The 20,733-nt window shown below is 67.8% G+C and carries 21 protein-coding genes; 8 read left to right on the forward strand and 13 right to left on the reverse strand.

Annotation, left to right across the window (positions count from 1 at the left end; genetic code table 11):
• Positions 1-67 precede the first annotated feature (67 nt).
• From HNQ52_RS06035 to HNQ52_RS06055, 5 genes are all read left to right on the forward strand, one after another.
• Positions 68-721 carry a 4'-phosphopantetheinyl transferase family protein gene (locus tag HNQ52_RS06035; RefSeq protein WP_183960214.1) on the forward strand — a complete coding sequence of 218 codons (654 nt, stop codon included), beginning with the start codon at positions 68-70 and terminating at the stop codon, positions 719-721.
• Between the two features lie 70 nt (positions 722-791).
• Positions 792-1,358: an RNA polymerase sigma factor gene (locus HNQ52_RS06040; protein WP_183960215.1), complete on the forward strand. Its 567-nt coding sequence runs from the start codon at positions 792-794 to the stop codon at positions 1,356-1,358.
• A complete protein-coding gene (locus tag HNQ52_RS06045; RefSeq protein ID WP_183960216.1) occupies positions 1,355-1,816 on the forward strand; it encodes a hypothetical protein in 462 nt (153 codons plus the stop codon). Before HNQ52_RS06040 ends, HNQ52_RS06045 begins: the two co-directional genes overlap by 4 nt.
• A 70-nt stretch (positions 1,817-1,886) precedes the next feature.
• Positions 1,887-2,831 carry a PDZ domain-containing protein gene (locus HNQ52_RS06050; RefSeq protein WP_183960217.1) on the forward strand — a complete coding sequence of 315 codons (945 nt, stop codon included), beginning with the start codon at positions 1,887-1,889 and terminating at the stop codon, positions 2,829-2,831.
• 83 nt (positions 2,832-2,914) lie between these two features.
• Entirely contained in the window at positions 2,915-3,673 is a 759-nt protein-coding gene (locus HNQ52_RS06055) for a pyridoxine 5'-phosphate synthase (protein ID WP_183960218.1), read from the forward strand.
• A gap of 124 nt (positions 3,674-3,797) precedes the next feature.
• Here HNQ52_RS06055 and HNQ52_RS06060 read toward each other — a convergent pair whose 3' ends face one another.
• The 13 genes from HNQ52_RS06060 to dnaA all read right to left on the reverse strand — a co-directional run bounded on the left by HNQ52_RS06060 (position 3,798) and on the right by dnaA (position 18,098).
• Positions 3,798-4,199, reverse strand: coding sequence for an ExbD/TolR family protein (locus tag HNQ52_RS06060; protein ID WP_183960219.1), 402 nt, complete (start codon positions 4,197-4,199; stop codon positions 3,798-3,800).
• A 319-nt stretch (positions 4,200-4,518) separates the two neighbouring features.
• Entirely contained in the window at positions 4,519-4,938 is a 420-nt protein-coding gene (locus HNQ52_RS06065; protein ID WP_183960220.1) for an ExbD/TolR family protein, read from the reverse strand.
• A gap of 18 nt (positions 4,939-4,956) precedes the next feature.
• Positions 4,957-5,370, reverse strand: a complete 414-nt coding sequence (locus tag HNQ52_RS06070) for an ExbD/TolR family protein (protein WP_183960221.1) — start codon at positions 5,368-5,370, stop codon at positions 4,957-4,959.
• A 27-nt stretch (positions 5,371-5,397) separates the two neighbouring features.
• Positions 5,398-6,123 (reverse strand): MotA/TolQ/ExbB proton channel family protein, encoded by a 726-nt coding sequence (locus HNQ52_RS06075; RefSeq protein ID WP_246387626.1) that lies wholly within the window; start codon positions 6,121-6,123, stop codon positions 5,398-5,400.
• A gap of 134 nt (positions 6,124-6,257) precedes the next feature.
• Positions 6,258-6,920 (reverse strand): energy transducer TonB, encoded by a 663-nt coding sequence (locus tag HNQ52_RS06080; RefSeq protein WP_183960223.1) that lies wholly within the window; start codon positions 6,918-6,920, stop codon positions 6,258-6,260.
• A 114-nt stretch (positions 6,921-7,034) separates the two neighbouring features.
• Complete coding sequence (locus HNQ52_RS06085; protein WP_183960224.1) at positions 7,035-8,312, reverse strand: tetratricopeptide repeat protein; 1,278 nt, start codon at positions 8,310-8,312, stop codon at positions 7,035-7,037.
• Positions 8,313-8,585: 273 nt separating this feature from the next.
• A complete protein-coding gene (locus HNQ52_RS06090) occupies positions 8,586-8,807 on the reverse strand; it encodes an SHOCT domain-containing protein (protein ID WP_183960225.1) in 222 nt (73 codons plus the stop codon).
• Between the two features lie 38 nt (positions 8,808-8,845).
• On the reverse strand, positions 8,846-9,811 hold the full coding sequence (locus HNQ52_RS06095; RefSeq protein ID WP_183960226.1) for an alpha-L-glutamate ligase-like protein: 966 nt from the start codon (positions 9,809-9,811) through the stop codon (positions 8,846-8,848).
• 8 nt (positions 9,812-9,819) lie between these two features.
• On the reverse strand, positions 9,820-11,487 hold the full coding sequence (locus HNQ52_RS06100; RefSeq protein WP_183960227.1) for an inactive transglutaminase family protein: 1,668 nt from the start codon (positions 11,485-11,487) through the stop codon (positions 9,820-9,822).
• A 109-nt stretch (positions 11,488-11,596) separates the two neighbouring features.
• A complete protein-coding gene (gene gyrB / locus HNQ52_RS06105; RefSeq protein ID WP_183960228.1) occupies positions 11,597-14,056 on the reverse strand; it encodes a DNA topoisomerase (ATP-hydrolyzing) subunit B in 2,460 nt (819 codons plus the stop codon).
• 146 nt (positions 14,057-14,202) lie between these two features.
• Positions 14,203-15,288, reverse strand: a complete 1,086-nt coding sequence (gene recF / locus HNQ52_RS06110; protein ID WP_183960229.1) for a DNA replication/repair protein RecF — start codon at positions 15,286-15,288, stop codon at positions 14,203-14,205.
• Between the two features lie 129 nt (positions 15,289-15,417).
• A complete protein-coding gene (gene dnaN, locus HNQ52_RS06115; protein WP_183960230.1) occupies positions 15,418-16,518 on the reverse strand; it encodes a DNA polymerase III subunit beta in 1,101 nt (366 codons plus the stop codon).
• A 245-nt stretch (positions 16,519-16,763) separates the two neighbouring features.
• A complete protein-coding gene (gene dnaA / locus HNQ52_RS06120; protein WP_183960231.1) occupies positions 16,764-18,098 on the reverse strand; it encodes a chromosomal replication initiator protein DnaA in 1,335 nt (444 codons plus the stop codon).
• 218 nt (positions 18,099-18,316) lie between these two features.
• On the opposite strand from dnaA, the gene rpmH reads away from it, so the two are divergent.
• The 3 genes from rpmH (at position 18,317) to yidC (ending at position 20,716) form a co-directional block, all read left to right on the forward strand.
• On the forward strand, positions 18,317-18,457 hold the full coding sequence (gene rpmH / locus HNQ52_RS06125; RefSeq protein ID WP_183960232.1) for a 50S ribosomal protein L34: 141 nt from the start codon (positions 18,317-18,319) through the stop codon (positions 18,455-18,457).
• Positions 18,458-18,564: 107 nt separating this feature from the next.
• Positions 18,565-18,975 carry a ribonuclease P protein component gene (gene rnpA, locus HNQ52_RS06130; RefSeq protein ID WP_183960233.1) on the forward strand — a complete coding sequence of 137 codons (411 nt, stop codon included), beginning with the start codon at positions 18,565-18,567 and terminating at the stop codon, positions 18,973-18,975.
• A 58-nt stretch (positions 18,976-19,033) separates the two neighbouring features.
• Positions 19,034-20,716: a membrane protein insertase YidC gene (yidC, locus tag HNQ52_RS06135; RefSeq protein WP_183960234.1), complete on the forward strand. Its 1,683-nt coding sequence runs from the start codon at positions 19,034-19,036 to the stop codon at positions 20,714-20,716.
• The last annotated feature ends 17 nt before the right edge of the window (positions 20,717-20,733 follow it).

Consider the following 20,733-nt stretch of genomic DNA (forward strand, 5'->3'; position numbering starts at 1 on the left):
GATGGTACCAGCGCACCGCCGCCGCCTTGCGGCCGCGCGCCGGTTCCGCGAGCATGCCCGGATGCAGATGCAGCCCGCTCCCGCCACACCCCCGCCGTGGACGCCCGGCGCGGTGCACCTGTGGTGGCTCGAGGGCCCGCTGAAGCCGCCGCCGGGCACGCGCCGGGCGCGGCTCGACGCGATCCTGCGTCGCGTGCTGGCGCCGTACGTGCAGCAGGAACCGGCCGCGTTGCGCTTCGGTCGCGAGTCGCGCGGACGGCCGTTCCTGCTGGCCGACGACGCGCCCGATTTCAATCTCAGCGACACCGGCGGCGGCACGCTCGTTGCGGTGGCGCAACGCGGGCGCGTCGGCATCGATCTCGAACGCCTCGACCGCCGGCTCTCGCACCGCGATCTTGCCCGGCGCTATTTCGCCGACCGCGAGATCGCAGCGCTGGAACGCCTCGACGACGAGACCGCTCGGCAAGCCTTCCTGCGCCTGTGGACCGCCAAGGAATCCTCGTGCAAGGCGACCGGCACCGGCATCTTCGGCTGGCTGCCGCGCTGGAGCTTCGACCCCGCACCCGACGCACCGCTGCTGTGGGACCTGCCGGCCGAGGCCGGCGCGCGCGTCGACTGGCACCATCGGCGGGTGCAGCCGCACCCGGACTTCACCGCCGTGCTCAGCTGCCACGGGTTTGCGCCGGTGGCGCAGGGATTCCGGTTGCCGTGCGCAAGCTGAACGCGCGTTTGCCGGCGCGACGGCACGCCGCCCGACACCGTCCTTGTCCGCGATGGCAGACGGTAACGGCATGACGATGGCAACCGGCTTCGGCGCGGAACTGGATGCGCTGACGCTGGCGCGCGCCAGGCGTGGCGACGGGCGGGCGTTCGAGTCGATCTATCGGCTCTACGCGCGGGCCGCCTACACGCTCGCGCTGCGCCTGACCGGCCGCCCGGACGTGGCCGACGATGTGGTGCAGGAGGCCTTCATGAAGGCAATGGAAAAACTCGGCGGCTTCCGCGGCGACGCCCCGTTCGGCGCCTGGCTCAAGCGCCTGGTGGCCAACTGTTCCATCGACCGCCTGCGCGCCGACCGGCGCTGGGTGGACGGCGACGCGGAAACGCTGCTGCTGCCGGCCGAGTCCGGCGCCGAGGCGCAGATCGAGGCACTGGGCCTGCTGGCGCGCATGACGCCGCACGCGCGCGCCGCGCTCGTGCTGCACGAAATCGAAGGCTACAACCACGCCGAACTCGCGCAACTGTTCGGCAAGAGCGAGAGTTATTCCAAATCCCTGTTGTCGCGCGCCATCGGCCGGTTGCGCGGCATGCTCGACGCCGAACCGGCCGCGCCGCTTTCCCAGGACACCGTACGATGACACCGCACGACGCGCACCCGACGATCCGCCACCTGTACCTCGCCGACGATCCCGGCGACCTGCGTTGCCGCGCCTATCTGGCCGCGCTGCCGGAGGTCGACCCGCCCGCCGCGCTGCTGGAGCGGCTGCGGCAGGCGCGCGCTGCGCCCGCCCAGCGCGCGCGCTGGCCGTGGCTGGCCAGTGCCGCGGCGCTCGCCATCGCCGTGCTGGCGACGCAGCTGCTGCCCCAGCCGCATCCGGCAGCCCCGCTGGCGTCGAAGTCCCCAGAGGCACCGGCAGTGCCGGACACCCCACAGGATCCGGCCAGCCGAGCCAGCCTGCTGCGCCTGGACGCGCAGCTGGCGCGCGCTTACGAACACGATGCCGACGACGCACGCCTCGATGCCCTGTGGCAGGCGCGCGGCGATCTGGTCGACAGCCTCGCCACCGCGGCTCCGGCCGAACTCGTGCAGCTCTGACGCTGCCGTGCCCGGCACTTTCCGCTCTTCCACCGCCCCACGTTTTTTCGAGCTCCACGAGAACCGACCCATGCATACCGTCCTTCGCACCCTCCTGCTGTCGCTGCTCACCGGCCTGGGCGGTGCCGCCGTCGCCGCACCGGCGGCCGATCCCCAGCAACGCGTGCAGGAAGAGGTGCAGTCGGCATTGCTGCGGCTGGTCGAGGCCGGCGAAGTCGCCCCCGAGCAGCTGGCGACCCTGCGCCTGGACGCCCCCGCCAGCCGCACGCCGGTGTTCGGCGCCATCATCGATGCGCGTTTCCGCCCAGACTCCAATCGCAGCGGCCTGCCGGTGGCCGCGGTCACGCCCGGCGGCAGCGCCGACGGCATCGGCCTGCGCGCCGGCGACCGCATCGTCGCGGTGAACGACGCGAGCCTGCTCGGCCTCGGGGCGGACGCCGCCGGGCGCGCCGTGGCCATGCAGCGGCTGCGCGATGCACTCGTCGCCGACGCCGATGCGCTCTCGTTGCGCGTGGTGCGCGACGGCGGCACGCTCGATCTGCGTGGCAGCGTGCGCATGGTGAGCCTGCCCGCGTATCGGCTGGAACTGGGCAACGCGATCGCCGGCGCCACCTATGCCGCGGGCGCCGGCGGCAGCGGTGACGGCGTGTCGCGCTGCGGCCGCATCAGCGTCTTCGACGCGGTGCCGCGCGGCAAGCAGATGTACCCGGCCGTGCTGATCGCCATCGACGGCGAGACGCCCGGGCCGACGAGTTCGGACGTGTTCCGCGTCGAACCCGGCCGCCGTCGCCTCACCGTGGCCGAAGCGATCGATTCGGTGCAGTTCAGCAACCAGCAGCAGACGATCCGCAACCGCCCGGCGCGCGACCGCTACAAGGATTTTTATGTCGACGTGCAGCCCGGCGTGACCTATCGCCTCGGCGTGCAGCTGGTGGTGGAGAACCGCAACCGCATCCGCGACAACAGTTACTGGGAGCCGATCATCTGGTCGGAAGCGGCCGAAACCTGCCGCTGATGTCATCGCAACGCCGCCCCCGGGCGGCGTTGCCGTCTGCGGCGCTGCTGCGCACGCGTGACGATCTGCAGTAGGCTTTCGCGATGACGGTGCTGAGCGTCAACATCAACAAGATCGCCGTGCTGCGCAATTCGCGCGGCGGCGACATGCCGAGCGTGGTCGACGCGGCGCGTTGCGCGATCGACGCCGGCTGCGGCGGCATCACCGTGCACCCGCGTCCGGACCTGCGCCACATCCGTCCCGACGATGTGCTCGCGCTGGCCGAGGTCGTGCGCGGACGCGTCGAGTACAACCTCGAAGGCAATCCGTTCGCGCCACCGCGCGACGGATACCCCGGCTTCCTCGAACTCGTCGCTGCCGTGCGCCCGCAGCAGGCCACCCTCGTGCCCGATTCGGACGGGCAGATCACCTCCGACCACGGCTTCGATCCGGCGCGCGACGCCGACGCACTCGCGCCGCTGGTGGCGAAGCTCAAGGCGATGGGCGTGCGCGTGAGTCTGTTCGTGGATGCCGGCACCGTCGATCTGTCGCCGGCGGCGCGCATCGGCGCGGATCGCGTCGAAATCTACACCGGGCCGTTTGCCGACGCATATGCGCACGGCGACGCCGCAGCGGCGCTCTCGGCGTGCGTCGCGACCGCGCGCGCCGCGCACGCGGTCGGGCTCGGCGTCAACGCCGGACACGATCTGAACCAGGCCAACCTCACCGCCTTCCTGCGCGCCGTGCCCGGCGTGAGCGAGGTGTCGATCGGGCACGCCCTGATCGGCGAGGCGCTGTACGCAGGACTCGGACCGACGGTGCGCGCCTACCTGCGGGCGATCGCGGCTGCCGGCGCGGGCTGACCGCGCACGGTGTCGCCTTGCGAGTCGGACATTCCGGCACGGCCGCACGCGACGGCAGGACGAATCGGCCGACCGACCGCCGGGCCGCGCGCCACGCACAGTCCGCGGCGCGACGCCGACGATGTCAGTCGACGAACCCGATCCTGACCATCCCGGCATTCTTCGCGACCGCAAGCACCTCCGTCAGTCGCCCGTAGCTCGCATCGGGACTGGTTTCCACTTCGAGCACCGGCTGCGGCTCGCGCGTGGCTTCGACCTGCAGCGAGGGCATCAGCGCGCGTTCCGACAGCGGCGTGTCGTTCCACGTGAGCGCACCGCCGGCATCGATGCGCAGGCGGATGGGATCGACCTGCGGCGGCGGCGGCGCCGCGTCCGGCACCTGCGGAAGATCTAGGCCAATGCGCTGCGACAGCAGCGGCGTGGTCAGCATGAAGATGATCAGAAGCACCAGCATCACGTCGACCAGGGGCGTGACGTTGATGTCGCTCATCGCGGTATTGCCGTTCGATGCCGTTGCGAATGCCATGTGTCTGTCCTCGGGTCCGGTCGGTGCTTCGACGTCGTCCCTGATCGCATGGCGGCGTGCATCCGTGTGCCGCGGCTCGACGCTACGCGGTTCGCGTCTGTTCCGGGAACGTCGTTTCGTTCGCCGTTGGCGCCGATTCAGTTGCGCGTGTTCCGCGTCTCCCAAATGCATTGCACGTGCAGGCGGGCTCCGTTGAACCGGCACACCGTGCGCCGTCCGCGGCGGCAGACTCCAACGGCGTCGGCCGGTCCTGCCCGGACTGCAGAAAACGAAAACGCCGCCCGGAGGCGGCGTTTCGATGCGGCTGCGCCGGAGCGCGTTACAGCGTTTCGACGAAGCCGATCTTGATCATGCCGGCGTTCTTGGCCGTGGCAAGCACTTCGGCCAGCGTGTGGTACTGCGCGTCCGGGCTGGTTTCCAGTTCGAGCGTCGGCTGCGGATCGCGTGTGGCCTCGACCAGCAACGACGGCTTCAGCGCCGACTTCGGCAGCGGGCTGTTGTCCCAGAACAGCTGGCCGCTCGCGTCGATGCGCAGACGGATCGGCAGCGGCGGATCGGGCGGCGGATCGACCGGGTTCTTGGTCGGTTGCGGCAGGTCCACGGGCACCGGGTAGGAGGTCAACGGCGCGTTGAGCATGAAGATGATCAGCAGCACCAGCATCACGTCGACCAGCGGCGTGACGTTGATGTCGCCCATCGGGGTGCTGTTGCCACCACCGGATCCAGTACTGAATGACATGTCTTCGGGTTCCCTGTCTCAGCGCTCGGGCGTCGCGACGAAGCCGACCTTCGCGATGCCGACATTCTTCGCCGTCTTCACCACGTCCGCGATGATGCGGTACTTCGTGGTGTCGTCGGCGCGGATGTCGACGCGCGGCTGCGGCTTCTTCTGCGCCTCGACCGCCAGCTGCGACTCGAGCGCGACCATGTTCACCGGGTCGTCGTTCCAGTAGATCTGGCCGTTGTCCTGGATCGCGAGCGTGATCGGCACGCCGGGCTCCTCCGGACGTTCGTCCAGGTTCGCCTCGGGCAGCTTGATCTCGACCTTGTGGGTCAGCAGCGGTGCCGTGATCATGAAGATGATCAGCAGCACCAACATCACGTCGACCAGCGGCGTGACGTTGATTTCCGCCATCGGCCCGCCACCACCGCTTCCGCTACTGAACGCCATGATCGGACTCCTTGTCGCTGCGCCGCTTTAGCGCTTGGCGGCCGGGGCCGGCACGTCGCCGACGCGCGAACCGGTGGCGAAGAAGTCGTGCAGGTCGTGCGCGAAGGTGTCGAACTTGGCATTCGTGTCGCGGTTGACGCGGACGAAGGCGTTGTACGCGAGCACCGCCGGGATCGCGACGAACAGACCGAACGCGGTCATGATCAGCGCTTCACCGACCGGACCTGCGACCGCGTCCATCGAGGCCGAGCCGCTGGCGCCGATGCGGATCAGGGCGCCGTAGATGCCCCACACCGTACCGAGCAGACCGACGAACGGGGCGGTGGAGCCGACCGTGGCGAGCCACGTGAGGCCGTTCTCCAGCTTGCCGCTTTCGCGCGTGACAGCCTGGCGCAGCGAACGGTCGATGAACTCGGACCGGTTCAGAGCCTCGACCAGACGGCTGCCCTCGTGGCGCTGGTGGTGATGCGCAGCCTGCGCCGCGTCGAGCGCGATCTTGGAGAACGGCTCGTTCTTGGGCTGCTCTTCCATGAAGCGGATCGCTTCCTGCGGATTGTGCGTTTCCCAGAACGTGGTGATGACGCGATCGGCGCGGGCGCGGATCACGCTGTTCTTGAGGAAGTTGACGATCGTGTAGTACCACGAGCCGATCGACATGATCACCAGGGACAGCAGCACCACCCACGAGACGACGAACTCGCCCGGGTGCGCCACCATCTCCTGGAACAGGTGGGCAAAGCCCATTTGCGACATTGCATCCGCATCCGAATCACCCCCGAAGGAGGCGCCCGGCGCAACTGCAGGGTCGACAGCGGGAGCGGCGGCCGGCGGGGCCGGCGTGGTCGCGGGGGTCGAAGCAGGATCTTGTTGCATAACGCCTATCCCTTTTAGAGATCAGTAAGCTTGAATGAAATGGGAACCAGGACCCAACTCTGGACGGCCTTGCCGTCCTTCATCCCGGGGTTGAACTTCCAGTCGCGCACCGCGTCCATGGCAGCGCGATCGAGGAGGCGCGAACGGCTCGTCTTCTCGACTTCGACCTGGATCGGATTGCCCTGCTCGTCGACGAGGACGCGCAGCATCACCTCGCCTTCCTCGCGCCGGCGAACGGCCTGCGGCGGATAGCGCGGCGGACGGTAGCGGCGGTAGCTGGTGTCTTCGCTCGCGCCGTAGTTCGCGGCGGGGGCCGGCGGTGCGGGCGGGGCCGGCGGCGGGGCCGGAATCGACATCGGCGTGGGGTCGTCGAGCACGACCGGCGGCGGCGCTTCCTGCGGCGGCGGCGGCGGCGTGGGCCGTTCGATGATCTTCGGCGGCGGACGCTTCGGCGGTTCCGGCGGCGGCGGCGGCGGCGGGGGCGGCGGCGGCGGCGGCTCGATGAATGTCACTTCCACCACGTCGGGTGCGTCTTCCTCCGCGATCGGCGGCGAGACGGGCGCAAGCATCAGCATGAAGCCGGACACGTGCAGGGCGATCGCGAACGCAAAGCCGCTGATGCGCGCCCAGCTGAGCTTGTTGCTCGAGGTTTCTGAGTTGTAGGAGGATTGCGTCATGCGCGCCGGCGTACTTCGGTTCGGGCGACACCGGCGGGACACTGCGCGTACGCAGCGTCCGGTCGGTGAGCGCGGGGATCGTAGCTTATCTCAAGTTCCAGTGTGTGCCTACGGTCACTTGGAGCCGTTTTTGCGCAGCCATTCTTCCGCTGCCTGCTTGGTTTCCGGGTACTTCGCGGCCTCCTTGTAGGCGGCCACCAGACCTGCGCGGTTGTCGAGGCCGAACTCCGCGCGACCGAGCACCATCCACGCGTCGCCGGGCTTCTTCACGCCCTTCTTCAGCGCTTCCTGCGCGGCCGCCTTGGCCTCGGCGTTGCGGTCCTCGTTCGACAGCATGCGTGCGAGATTGAGCGAGGCTTCGCCGTCGGTGGCGTATTGCGCGGCCTTCTTGTAGGCGTCGATCGCCTCGTTCGGCTTGTCGGTGAAGTAGTAGGCCTGGCCGAGCGCGATGTAGACATCGCTGCTGGGCTTGAGGACGTTCTTGGCCAGGCCGTCGTTGATGACGTCGATGGCCTGGGCTTCCTTGCCTTCGGAGTTGAGGTAGATCGCGTACAGCTGACGGTAGTCGCGCTCGTCGGTCATCATGCCCTGGGCGCGCACTTTCTCGAGCACCTCGCCGGCCTTGTCGTACTGGTCCGACTGCGCGTAGACCGCCGCGAGATTCATCATCGCCTTCTTGTCGTTCGGCGTGCGGGCGGCGATCTGCTCGGCGATCTTCGCCGCTTCCTCGGGCTTGCCCTGGTCGGCGTAGGTCGCCATGAGCAGCTGGTTCCAGCTTTCCTGCGGCTCGGGCGAGGCGGCGATCGCCTTCTTCAGCGCCTCGGCCGCTTCGTCGTAACGCTCCAGGCGGTAGAGCACGTTGCCGCGCGTGGCAAGCAGTTCCGGACGCTCGCTGCGCGTTTCCGAGAGCAGGCGCGCGGTGGTCTTCTCCGCGGCCTCGTACTGCTCCTCGGCCATCTGCATCTGCGCGATCTGGTTCATGATCTGGTAGTGCGTGTCGTTCGGCAGGCCGTTGGCGTCGAGCGCCTTCTGCAGGTATTCGATCGCGGTCGGGTAGTCGTCCTTGTCGATGTAGACGAAGCCCATCACCTGGTAGACGATCGATTTCTCGTACGGACCGGCCTTCTTGTGCGCGAGGATGGTCTCGCCCAGCGGAAGCACCTCGTCGAACTTCTCGGCCTCGTTCAGGTCGTAGAGCTTGCTCAGCTGCTTGTTGAGGCTCGCGACCGGCTTGATCTCGGGCTCCGCACGCGTGGCGTTCGGATACAACGCTTCCTTCTTCTCGCTTTCCTTTTCCTTGCGATCGCCGCGCGCGGCCGAGGCCTGCGTGACGACGAACAGGGAGAGGACCAGAAGAACCAGGACCGCCTTGAGGGAATGCGCGATTTTCATGGGTACCGCCTTGGTCGAAAGCGTGAGGTGGGAGCGTGTACGGTCCAACGTGCCGGTTCGGCGTTCGGGGTCGATGCAGACGTCCGGCCCGACAGGGTGGCCGGCAAGCCTAACCGGGTTTAGTGCATTGGCTCAAGTCTTGTTCCGATGACAGTTCGACGGCGGTTTTGTGCGGTGCGGCAGCGTTTCGCGACACGGTCGGCGGCGCGTGCACGGCCGGCGTCACTGCGTTGCGCCGCACATGCACACCGGCCCGCCGATGAATGCGCGGCGCTACAGATCGCGCAGGATGCGTGCCCGCTGCGCATCGGCCTCGGCCGCATCGATGACGCCGCGCGCGCGCAGGTCGTCGAGTTCGGCAAGGCGCGAAGCGACAGGACGTGCGTCGGCGCTGTTTCGTCGCGATGCGCTCGTCGCGAGCTTCGCGATGATGACGATGACGATCACGGGAATCGCAAGGACGATGCCCCAGTGGACGATGCTGAACGAACCCATGGCGTTGCTCCGCGACGGCGCCGATTCGGCGTGAATCGCTAGCCTAGCGTGGGGAAGTTGCGCAGCGAGAACTCTGCGCGTTCGGCCGGGTCGGCCGAGAGCGCGCCGGCCTCGCGCAGTGCTTCGACCTTCTTGAGCCGGTGCAGCAGGCCATTGCCGTTCGCCATCTGGATCGACAGTCCCGGGCGTGCGTTGAGTTCGAGGATCAGCGGGCCGAGATTGCGGTCGAGCACGAAGTCGACGCCGACGTAGCCGAGCCCGGAGAGTTCGTAGCAACGCGCCGCCATGCCGATCAGCTCGTTCCAGCGCGGAATTTCCAGGCCCACGATGCTGTGCTCGGTGTCCGGATGTTCGCGGATGATTTCGGTGCCCCACACGCCGCGCTTGGTCTTGCCGGTGGGGATGTCGATGCCGACGCCGATCGCGCCCTGGTGCAGGTTGGCCTTGCCGTCGGACATGCGCGTGGGCAGACGGATCATCGCCATCACCGGGTAGCCGAGGAAGACGATGATGCGGATGTCGGGCACGCCGCGAAAACTCACCTGATCGAAGATCGGATCGAACTGCACGCAGTATTCGACCAGCAGGTGATCGGGCTGGCCGCCGAGCGAGAACAGGCCGCTCAATCCGTTGGACAGATGGTGCTCGAATTCGCCGCGCGACATCAGCGTGCCGTTCGAGCGGCGGTACTTGTCGCCGCGCCGGCCGGTGATGACGAGGATGCCGTCGCCGCCCGAACCGTGCGCGGGCTTCACCACGAACTGCTGGCGGTCCTTCAGCACCGCGTGCAGTTCCTCGATCTCGTGTTCTTCCTTCACCAGCGCGTAGAGTTCGGGCACCGGCAGGCCGGCCTCGATCGCCAGGCGCTTGGTGATCACCTTGTCGTCGACGCGCGGATAGAACTTGCGCGGATTGTGCAGCAGCACGTAGTCGGCGTTGCGCTGGCCGATGCCCATCATGCCGATCTCGCGCAGGCGCCTTGCGGTGCGGAAGAGTCCGAGCATGGCGCGGCTCAGGCCTTGTCCGGGCCGGGCTTGGCGGCGTCGTCCAGCGTGGCCGCGTCGATGTCGCCGGTGCCGCCCGGCGTCGCGACGGCAGCGGCCGTGGCACCCGCGGCCGCGGCGGCGGCAGCGCGTTCGGCCGCGTCCTTGTCGACCTCGCGCACGAGTGCGCGGAAGCGGAACAGTTCGGACAGGCGGTAGCCCGAATAGCGGCCGATGACGAGCGTGATCGCAAACAGGATCAGCAGCGATTCGGGGAAGACGAACACGAAATGTTCGAGCCAGTCCCAGCTCATCGCGAGGTAGGCGATGGAGGCCACGATCAGCGAGCCGATCGCCTCGCGGATGGCGAGTCCGGGCCCGCGTTCTTCCCATGCCACGGAGATGCGCTCGATGGTCATCGCCATGATCACCATCGGGAACAGCGCCACCGATAGGCCCACCTCGATGCCGAGCCGGTTGGAGATCACCGAGACGAAGGCCATCAGCAGCACCACGAGGATCAGCACCGCGGTCAGTCGCGGCACCAGCAGCAGGCGCAAGCGTTCGAGATAGAACCGCACGAGCAGGCCGAGGCTCACCACGATCACGAACAGCGCCACGCCGGCGAGCAGTTCGGTTTCGCGGAACGCGAGCGCGATCAGCACCGGCATGAAGGTGCCGAAGCTCTTGATGCCGACCAGGTTGCGCAGCAGCAGCATGATGAAGGCGCCGATCGGCACCATGAACAGCACGCGGTACACGCCCTGCGCCTGCAGCGGCAGACTCAGCAGCGAGTAGTTCACCAGGTTGGCGTTCTGCACTTCCAGCCGGCGTTCGGCGGTGGCCATCGCGTCGACGAGGTTGCGGCTGACCGAGTACCGCACGAGCGCGCCGGGATTGTCGTCCACCTGCACCAGCGCCTCGCGGCTCGGGCTCCACAGGAACAGGTCGTCCGGCCAGCCGTCGGCCGCGGTGCGCAGGTTGATCGTGATCCAGCGCACGCCGTTGTACACCTGCAGCCACGGCTGCATCGGCGCGTCGGACTGCGTGTCGCCGAGTTCGAACCCGTGCACCACCTTGGCCGGGATGTTGCGCAGCGCGAGCAGCTGCACGAAGAAGCGCGCACGCGCTTCCTCGTTCGGCAGGTCCTCGGACAGCAGCGCGACTTCCTGCGTCGGGTTCGGATCGTTGAAGCGGCGCACCAGCTCCTGCGCATAGGTGCCGTTGTCGACCGAGCCTTCGCGCACCTGGTCGAGCAGGGTGCGTGCGGCCGTGTCGTACGGTTCCACGAGCACGGGCGGATCGCCGATGCGCGGCGTCGCGGTGTCGGCCGGGGTGTCGGCCGGATCGCTGCGCACGACGGTGGCGCGATAGTAGAGCGCCTGCTTGCCGGTGGCGCGGCGGATCGTCCACTGCACCTCGCGCGCGCCGCGGTGCGTTTCCTCCAGCATCGAGTAGTTCTTTGCGACGAAGCGTTCGTCCAGCACGGTGAATCCCGGCGGATCGGACGGCAGCTGCAGCGTCACCTTGTTGGCCGGCTTGCGCGGCTGGTACTCCACGCGCGCCTGCACCGTCCACACCTCGGCCTCGGTCGAGGGCCGCAGCGGGAAGTTGAGCACCTGCCACTTGTAGACGATGGCACTCGCGCCGGCCAGCGCGATCAGCGCTGCCAGCAGGTAGAGATGGGCTTTTTTCATGGGTTTCTTGTGGTCAGCCGCGGCTCCCCCGCCGCGCGCGCGATCGGTCTCGCGTGACGCCGCAGTATAACGAGTCGCCGCGGGCAGGCGTCAGCGCGCCGCGGCACGGTCACACGTCGAGGTTGGAGACCTTGAGCGCGTTGTCCTCGATGAAGTCGCGGCGCGGTTCCACCACGTCGCCCATGAGCGTGGCGAAGATCTGGTCGGCAGCCACCGCGTCCTCGATGCGCACCTTCAGCAGGCGCCGCGTTTCCGGGTTCACCGTGGTGTCCCACAGCTGCTCGGGGTTCATTTCGCCCAGGCCCTTGAAGCGCTGCACGGTGCGGCCGCGCTTGGCTTCGTCCATGAGCCACGCGTGCGCCTGACGGAAGTCGTCGACCGGGGCCGAGCGGCCACCGCGGGCAACGCTGGCGCCGGGCTGGATCAGGTCATGCAGCTGCGCGGCGGCGTCCATGATGGGGCGCAGGTCGCCGCTGTCGAACAGTCCCGCGCTCAGCGTCTGGGTCACGGACAAGCCGTGGTGCCGACGCTCCACGACCAGTCCCCCGCCCTGCCCGTCGTCGCCCAGCGGCAACGCGGTGATGCGGTACTTCGGTTTGCCCAGCCCGGAGGTGCGCAGGCGGGTTTCGAGGGCCTCCATCCACGGCCCCATCGCGGCCGGATCGGCGAAGCTCGAGGCACGCAGCGCAGGCTGGTCGAACAGCGCTTCGAGCACGTTCGTATCGAAACGGTGCGACAGACGGCGCACGGCCTCCTGCGCGTTGACGAAGTCGGTCATCAGTTTTTCGAGCGCGGCACCGGTGACCGGCGGCGCGTCGGGGGCATAGCGCAGCTCGGCACCTTCAACCGCATGGTTGATCAAATACTCGTTCAGCGCGGCATCGTCCTTCATGTACAGCTCGGTCTTGCCCTGCTTGAGCTTGTACAGCGGCGGCAGGCCGATGTAGACGTGGCCGCGTTCGATCAGCTCCGGCATCTGGCGGTAGAAGAAGGTCAGCAGCAGGGTGCGGATGTGCGAGCCGTCGACGTCGGCGTCGGTCATGATGATGATGCGGTGGTAGCGCAGCTTGTCCGGGTTGAATTCGTCCTTGCCGATGCCGGTGCCGAGCGCGGTGATCAGGGTGCCGACCTCGGCGCTCCCCAGCATGCGGTCGAAGCGTGCACGTTCCACGTTGAGGATCTTGCCGCGCAACGGCAATACCGCCTGGTTCTTGCGGTTGCGGCCCTGCTTGGCCGAGCCGCCGGCCGAGTCGCCCTCGACGATGAACAGTTCGGAGTGCGCCGGATCTTTCTCCTGGCAGTCGGCGAGCTTTCCGGGCAGGCCGGCGATGTCGAGTGCGCCCTTGCGGCGCGTCAGATCGCGCGCCTTGCGCGCGGCTTCGCGTGCACGTGCGGCGTCGACGATCTTGCCGGCGATCGCGCGGGCTTCGTTCGGCTGCTCCTGCAGGAATTCCTCGAGCTTGGCGCCGATCACCGACTCCACCGCCGGGCGCACCTCGGACGAGACCAGCTTTTCCTTGGTCTGCGACGAGAAGCTCGGATCCGGCACCTTGACCGACAGCACCGCGATCATGCCCTCGCGCATGTCGTCGCCGGTGAGCGACATCTTGGCCTGCCTGGCGATGCCGCTTTGCTCGATGTAGTTGCCGAGCGTGCGCGTGAGCGCTGCGCGGAAGCCGATCAGGTGGGTGCCGCCGTCCTTCTGCGGGATGTTGTTGGTGAAGCAGAACATCGTTTCCTGGTACGAATCGGTCCACTGCACGGCGATATCGACGACGATGCCGTCCTTCTCGCCGCTCGCGGAGATCACCGAGGGATGCAGGGGCGTCTTCAGCTGCGCCAGATGCTCGACGAAGCTCTTGATGCCGCCCTCGTACTCGAACAGGTCGCGCTTGCCCTCGCCGCGCTCGTCGACGAGTTCGATCCGGACGCCCGAATTCAGGAACGACAGCTCGCGCAGGCGCTTGGCGAGGATGTCGTAGTGGAAGTCGACGTCGGTGAAGATGTCGGCATTGGGCAGGAAGCGCAGCTCGGTGCCGCGCTTGCCGTGCGACGGGCCGACCTGGCGCAGCGGATACACCGGCTCGCCGACGGCGTATTCCTGCTGGTAATGGAAGCCGTCGCGCCAGATGTCGAGCCACAGCTTCGACGACAGCGCATTGACCACCGACACGCCCACGCCGTGCAGGCCGCCGGACACCTTGTAGCTGTTGTCGTCGAACTTACCGCCGGCGTGCAGCACGGTCATGATGACCTCGGCCGCCGACACGCCCTCTTCCTTGTGGATGTCGACCGGAATGCCGCGGCCGTTGTCCGAAATCGACGCCGAACCGTCGGCATGCAGGGTCACGACGAGCCGATCGCAGTAGCCGGCCAGGGCCTCGTCGATGCCGTTGTCGACCACTTCGAACACCATGTGGTGCAGGCCGGTGCCGTCGTGCACGTCGCCGATGTACATGCCGGGCCGCTTGCGCACGGCTTCGAGCCCGCGCAGGACGGTGATCTTGCTCGAGTCGTAGCTGGTGTTGGGCGGGGTCGGATCGGTCGGCGGAGTCGTTTCTTCGCTCATACGCTCACAGGGTCGGTTCACAGGCCGGCGTGGCGCCGGTGGCTCGGGGCTGCGATGCGCCGCCCGGATCGATGCAATCCGGGGGGACGCAGGGCAGTCCGCAGAATGCGACGATTATAGCAGGCGGCCCGAATCTGCCCCGCAGCTCAGTCCTCGCGGCGCACCCTGGCATGTTCCACGTGGAACACGGTGGCGCGGTCTTCGGCCCCGGAGACGATGGGCAACGCTGCGGTTCCGGTGACGAGGACCTGCGCGGCGCTGTGCACGAGCCGGTCGAGGGTCAGTGCCAGGTGGCCGGCGTCCAGTTCGGACGCGAGGTCGTCGAGCAACACCACCGGCCAGCTGCCGCGATCGGCGGCAAACAGTTCCGCCTGTGCCAGCACGCATGCCAGCACGGTCAGCTTTTCCTGCCCGCGCGAAAAGGTTTCACGTGAAGGAAGCCGTTCGTAGCGTATCTCCCAGTCGGCGCGGTGCGGACCGACCGTGGTGTGTCCGATGGCCATGTCGCGGTTACGTGCATTCTGCAATGCATCCGCGAGTGGTCGATCGCCCCATCCCTGCTGGAAGCGGAGTTCGAGCTGCCCCGCCTCGGGCAGGAAGCGCCGCGCCACGTCGAGCAGCACCGGCTCGAACCGGGCAAGGTAATCCCGACGGTGGACGGTCAGGCGTTCACCGGCCTGCGCCATGTCGGCCTCCCAGGCATCGAGCAATGCGACGTCGACCGCCGGCTGCTTGAGCAGCGCATTGCGCTGCCGGAGGGCGCGCTGGTAACCACGCCAATCGGCCAGAAACGCATGTTCCACGTGGAACAAGGCCCAGTCGAGGAAGCGACGCCGGTGTTCGGAGGTGCCGGCAATCAGCGCGTGGCTGCCCGGCTCGAAACAGACCACCGCGAGCTCGCGGTACACGTCGCTCAGCAGCGGCACCGGGGACCCATCGATCCGCGCCGACCAGTCGCGGGTGCCGCGCTCCACCCCGATGCGCCGCACCGTGCTGCCGTCGTCGGGATCCAATTCCGCGTAGATCCGCAACGCTGCCGACCCGCTGCGGATCAGCCCATCGCGCACGTTGCCGCGGAACGAGCGCCCGTTCGCGAGCACGTGAACGGCCTCCAGCACCGATGTCTTCCCGGCACCGTTGGCGCCGACCAGAACGTTGAGGCCCCGCCTGAAACCGAGCTCCACCTCTTCGAACAGGCGCAGCCGTTCGATCCGCAGGCGTTCAATCCACATGAGCGTCCACGAACGCCGGCAGCAACCGCCAGGACATGCAGACACCCGAAAACGCGACAGGGCGGAAGGTTGCCCCCCGCCCTGCCGGTTGCCCCGCCGCGCCGGCCGGGACCTGGACCGTGTCGCGGCTCAAAGACGCAGCGGCATCACCACGTGCCGCGAACGGGCGTTGCTCGCCTCGCGCACCAGGGCGCTGGAGTTCGCGTCGCGCAGGTTGATCGAGACCGTGTCGTCGCGCAGCGCGCCCAGCGCATCGAGCAGGTAGGTGACGTTGAAGCCGATCGACACATTGTCGACCGTGCTCTGCGCCTCGATCTCCTCCACCGCCTCTTCCTGCTCCGGGTTGTGCGCCACGATCCGGATCTGGCCGGGCGAAAACTCGAGCTTCACCCCGCGGTACTTTTCGTTCGACAGGATGGCCGCACGCTGCAGCGCGGCCTTCAGCAGTTCGCGTTCGACCTTCACTTCCTTGTCCGCGCCGATCGGAATCACCGCCTCGTAGTCCGGGAAGCGGCCGTCGATCAACTTGGACGTGAAGGTCACGTCCTCGCGCCGCACGCGCACATGGTTGCGGCCGACTTCCAGTTCCAGCACGCGGTCGCCGCCTTCGAGCAGGCGCTGCAGTTCGAGCACGCCCTTGCGCGGCAGGATGATCTGCTTGCGGCTCTTCGCCCCTTCGGGCAGATCGGCTTCGCACAGCGCCAGCCGGTGGCCATCGGTGGCGACGCACCGCAGACCGGTTTCGCGCAGGTCGAAGAGCAGCCCGTTGAGGTAGAACCGCACGTCCTGCTGCGCCATCGCGAACGCGGTGCGTTCGATCAGTTCCTTGAGGCCGGCTTCCGGGATCTGGATCCGTTCGACCAGTTCGAGATCGTCGGTCGACGGGAATTCCTTCGGCGACAGCGTGGACAGCGTGAACCGGCTGCGTCCGGCGCTGACCGCGACGCGGTCGCCGCTCAGGGCGAAGTTCACCTTGCTGCCGTCGGGCAGCGCCCGGACGATCTCGAACAGCTTGCGTGCCGGAATCGTGGTTTCGCCCGGGTCGGACCCTTCGAGCGCGGCGCGCGCGACCATTTCCACTTCGAGGTCGGTGCCGGTCAGCGACAGTCTGTCGTCGGCGACGGCCACCAGCAGATTCGCGAGCACCGGCAATGTCTGCCGTCGCTCGACGACGTTGACCACCTGCTGCAGCGGCTTGAGCAACACTTCGCGCTGGATGTTGAAACGCATACCGATTCCTGGTTTTTTTATAGATCGAATGGAAAACGGTGGTGATGGTGGAGCAGGATGTTTCTGCGGACAAGTATCACAGGCGATTGATTTTCAAAGGGAAACCGGTGTCCCGAACGTTCCGGAAAGCCTTCCCGAGCCTGTGCGTGGCTTGTGCATAACCTTGCCCTCCAATCCCCTCCCCAGCTTATCCACAGGTTGAAGCGAGTGATGTTCCACGGCCCGGCGAAAAAAACGCCGCTCGGTCATTCGGTCAGCTTGCGCACCAGTTTTTCGAAGTCTTCGCGGGTCTTTCCGTCCGTGTCGACCAGTTCGCGCACCACCCGGCAGGCATGCAGCACCGTCGTGTGGTCGCGGCCACCGAAGGCATCGCCGATTTCCGGCAGGCTGTGTTCGGTCAGTTCCTTCGCCAGCGCCATCGCGATCTGGCGCGGACGCGCCAGCGATCGCGTGCGCCGTTTCGAGTTCAGGTCGACCAGGCGCAGCTGATAGTAGTCTGCCACGGTCTTCTGGATGTTTGCGATGGAAATGGCCTGCTGCTGGGCGCGCAGCAGATCGCGCAGCGTTTCCTGCGCGAACTCCACGGTGATGCTGCGGCCGGTGAAGTTGGCGCGCGCGGCCAGGGTGTTGAGTGCGCCTTCGAGATCGCGCACGTTGGACCGCATGCGCTTGGCGATGAGGTAGGCGACATCGTCCGGCAGGGTCACGCCGCGGCTGCGCGCCTTGCTCAGCAGGATCGCGGCACGGGTTTCGAAGTCCGGTGGCTCGATCGCCACCGAGAGGCCCCAGCCCAGGCGCGACTTCAGCCGCGGCTCGAGGTTTTCGACTTCCTTCGGATAGCGGTCGCAGGTGAGGATGATCTGCTGCTTGCCGTCGAACAGCGCATTGAAGGTGTGGAAGAACTCCTCCTGGGTGCGGTCCTTGCCGGCGAAGAACTGGATATCGTCGATCAGCAGCGCGTCGACCTGCTGGAACTGGCGCTTGAACGCGTCCATCGCCTTGTCCTGCAGCGCCTTCATCATCGCGCTGAAGAACTGTTCCGAGCGCAGGTAGAGCACCTTCATGGCGGGGTTGTTGGCCCGCATCATGTTGCCGGCGGCGTGCATCAGATGGGTCTTGCCCAGGCCCGTGCCGCCGTACAGCAGCAGCGGGTTGTAGGCGCGGCCGGGATTCTGCGCCACCTGCAGCGCGGCGGACTTGCCGAGCTGGTTGGACTTGCCCTCGACGAACACCTCGAAGCTGTAGCTCGGATCGAGGTTGCTCGGAACCTCGTCGGCACCGCGCGCGGGGGCCAGCGCCGACGTGGGTCGGGCGACGGCCGCGGGCTCGGCGCGGCGCAGCGAGCCGACCTCGATCCGTACCTGCAGGCCGGCCTCGCCGCTGTAGTGGCGCAGCAGTTCGACGATGCGCGCCAGGTAGCGCTCGCGGATCGTGTCGACCACGAAGGCGTTCGGCGCGAACAGCGCCAATGCGTTGCCGTCGCCGTTGGCCAATTGCAGCGGCTTGACCCAGGTGTGGAAGTCCTCGGCCGGCAGTTCGGCTTCCAGACGTTCGAGGCAAAGCGGCCAGGCGGCAAGCATCGTGGACGTGGCGGTGGGAGTGGGGGAAGTGGAAATGGGCAGTCGCACGGTCGAAGCGATCCGCCGCGTGACGCCGGGCGCACGCGCAGTTCGCGAGAAAGAGCGGGCCAGTCTACCCGCGCGCCGACGCCGGTGCCAAGCGCGGCCCGATTGACAGAAGGCGGGCACGATCGCTACCATTGAAAGTCTTTCTCCGCGAAAAACACCCGGGTTTTGCCATGAGCACCAAGCGCACCTACCAGCCCAGCAACCTCAAGCGCGCGCGCACCCACGGGTTCCGTGCCCGCATGCGCACCGCCGACGGCCGCAAGATCATCAATGCGCGCCGCGCCAAGGGCCGCAAGAACCTGATCCCCTGATCGAGACGGCGGGCGATCCGGTCGACGACGCAGACCGCCCGATCGACGCCCCGAGCGACGGCGCCGCACCGATTCCCGGTGCCGCCGTCCCGGCACGGACCCACGGCATGCCCGACGTCCGTTTTCCGCGCAGCGCGCGGCTCCGCAAACTGGCCGAATTCAAGCACTGCTTCGCGCACGGACTGCGCGCGAGCGGGCGCTATTTCCGCCTCGTCAAATCGCAGCGCGACACCGCCCGGCTCGGCAGCGCGATCTCGCGCAAGGTCGACGGCCGCGCGGTGGAGCGCAACCGCATCCGGCGCATCGTGCGCGAATGGTTTCGCCACCGCCGTGCCGAGCTCCCCGCCGCCGACTACTTCGTCAACGCCCGGCCCGAGGCACGCAACGTGCCGGCGGCGGACCTGCGCCGCGACCTGGACGCACTCTTCCGCCGTTCGCTCGCGTTGAAGCCCGCGCCCGCGCCGGGCACAATGGCGGACGGTGTCGCGCCGCTCCCGTCGCCGCCCGCCGACGCCTGACACATTCTCCCGCCCCGCGCGTCCCGATGCATTCCACGCGCCGCCGCCTGTTGCCTTCATGACCCAGACCCGCACCTTTCTCCTGATCGCCTGGCTGATCGTCGCCTTTTTCCTGTGGGACGCGTGGCAGCGCGATTACCTGCAGACGCCGCCGTCGATCGAGGCGCCCGCCGCGCCTGCACCGGCGCTCGACACCGGCGATGGCGCGGTGCCGGCCATTCCCACCGATGCACCGGCCGCGACCCCCGGCGTGTCCGCGGTGCCTGACGCGCTGCCCGAGGCGCCGCCCGCGTCCCGCGTGATCCTGAGCAACGACGTGCTGCGCCTCACCCTCGACGCGCGCGGCGGCACCATCCTCGCGGCCGACCTGCTCGACTACCCGCAGTCCACCGAAGCGGGCAGCCCGCCGGTGCAGCTCATGAGCCAGGATCCGGCGCACTTCTTCGTCGCGCAGAGCGGCTGGGTGGGTCCGCGCGCGGCACCCAACCACCAGACCGCGTTCCAGCCGCAGGGTGGCGACGCGACGCTGGCCGACGGCGCCGACACGGTCGAACAGACCTTCGTCTGGACCGATGCCTCCGGCGTCAGCGTGCAGCGCACCTACCGTCTGGCCCGCCTGAGCTACGTGGTCGAGGTGATCGACGCCGTCCGCAACGCCGGCAGCGACACCTGGCGTGCGAATCCCTACCACCAGCTGCTGCGCGTGCAGCCGCCGTCGAAGGGCGGTGGCTTCACCAATCCCGAGTCGTACAGCTTCGTCGGCGCGGCGTGGTACAGCCCGCAGGACAAGTTCGAGAAACTCAAGTTCGCCGATTACGACCCCGCGCAACCGCTGAAGAAGGACGTCACCGGCGGCTGGCTGTCGATGCTGCAGCACTACTTCGCCGCCGCATGGATTCCGCCGGTCGACCAGCCCACGCAGTTCTCCACGGCCATCGTCGACGGCACGCGTTACCTGGTGCGCGCGCTCGGCCCGACGGTGGAACTCGCGCCCGGCGCGAATATCGCGCAGACCACGCGCCTGTACGCCGGCCCCAAACTGCCGGACGTGCTCGATGCGACCGCGCCCGGCTTCGGCCTCACGCTCGACTACGGCATCTTCACCGTCATCGCGCAGCCGCTGCACTGGCTGCTCGCGCAACTGCACAAGCTCACTGGCAACTGGGGCTGGGCCATCGTGCTGCTGGTGGTGCTGATCAAGCTCGCGCTGTTCAAGCTCTCCGAAGCGCAATACAAGAGTTTCGCCAACATGCGCCGCGTGCAGCCGCGCATCGAGGCGCTGAAGGAACGGTACGGCGACGATCGCCAGAAATTCCAGATGGCGATGATGGAGCTGTACAAGAAGGAGAAGATCAACCCGATGGGCGGCTGCCTGCCGATGCTGCCGCAGATCCCGATCTTCATGGGCCTGTACTGGGTGCTGCTGGAAAGCGTGGAACTGCGCCAGGCGCCGTGGTTCGGCTGGATCCAGAACCTCACCGCGCCCGATCCGTACTTCATCCTGCCGATCCTCAACATGGCGACGATGTACCTCACGCAGAAACTGTCGCCCACCGTCGGCATGGATCCGATGCAGAAGAAGATGATGACGATCATGCCGCTCGTGATGAGCGCGATGTTCGTCTTCTTCCCCGCGGGTCTCGTGCTGTACTGGACCACGAACGGCGCGCTCGGCCTGCTGCAGCAGTGGATCATCATCCGCCGCAACGCGCCCGTCGCGTCGACGCCCGCGAAGGCGTGACGGTGCGTCGCGCCGCG

Source organism: Chiayiivirga flava, assembly GCF_014202825.1.
Classification (GTDB): domain Bacteria; phylum Pseudomonadota; class Gammaproteobacteria; order Xanthomonadales; family Xanthomonadaceae; genus Chiayiivirga; species Chiayiivirga flava.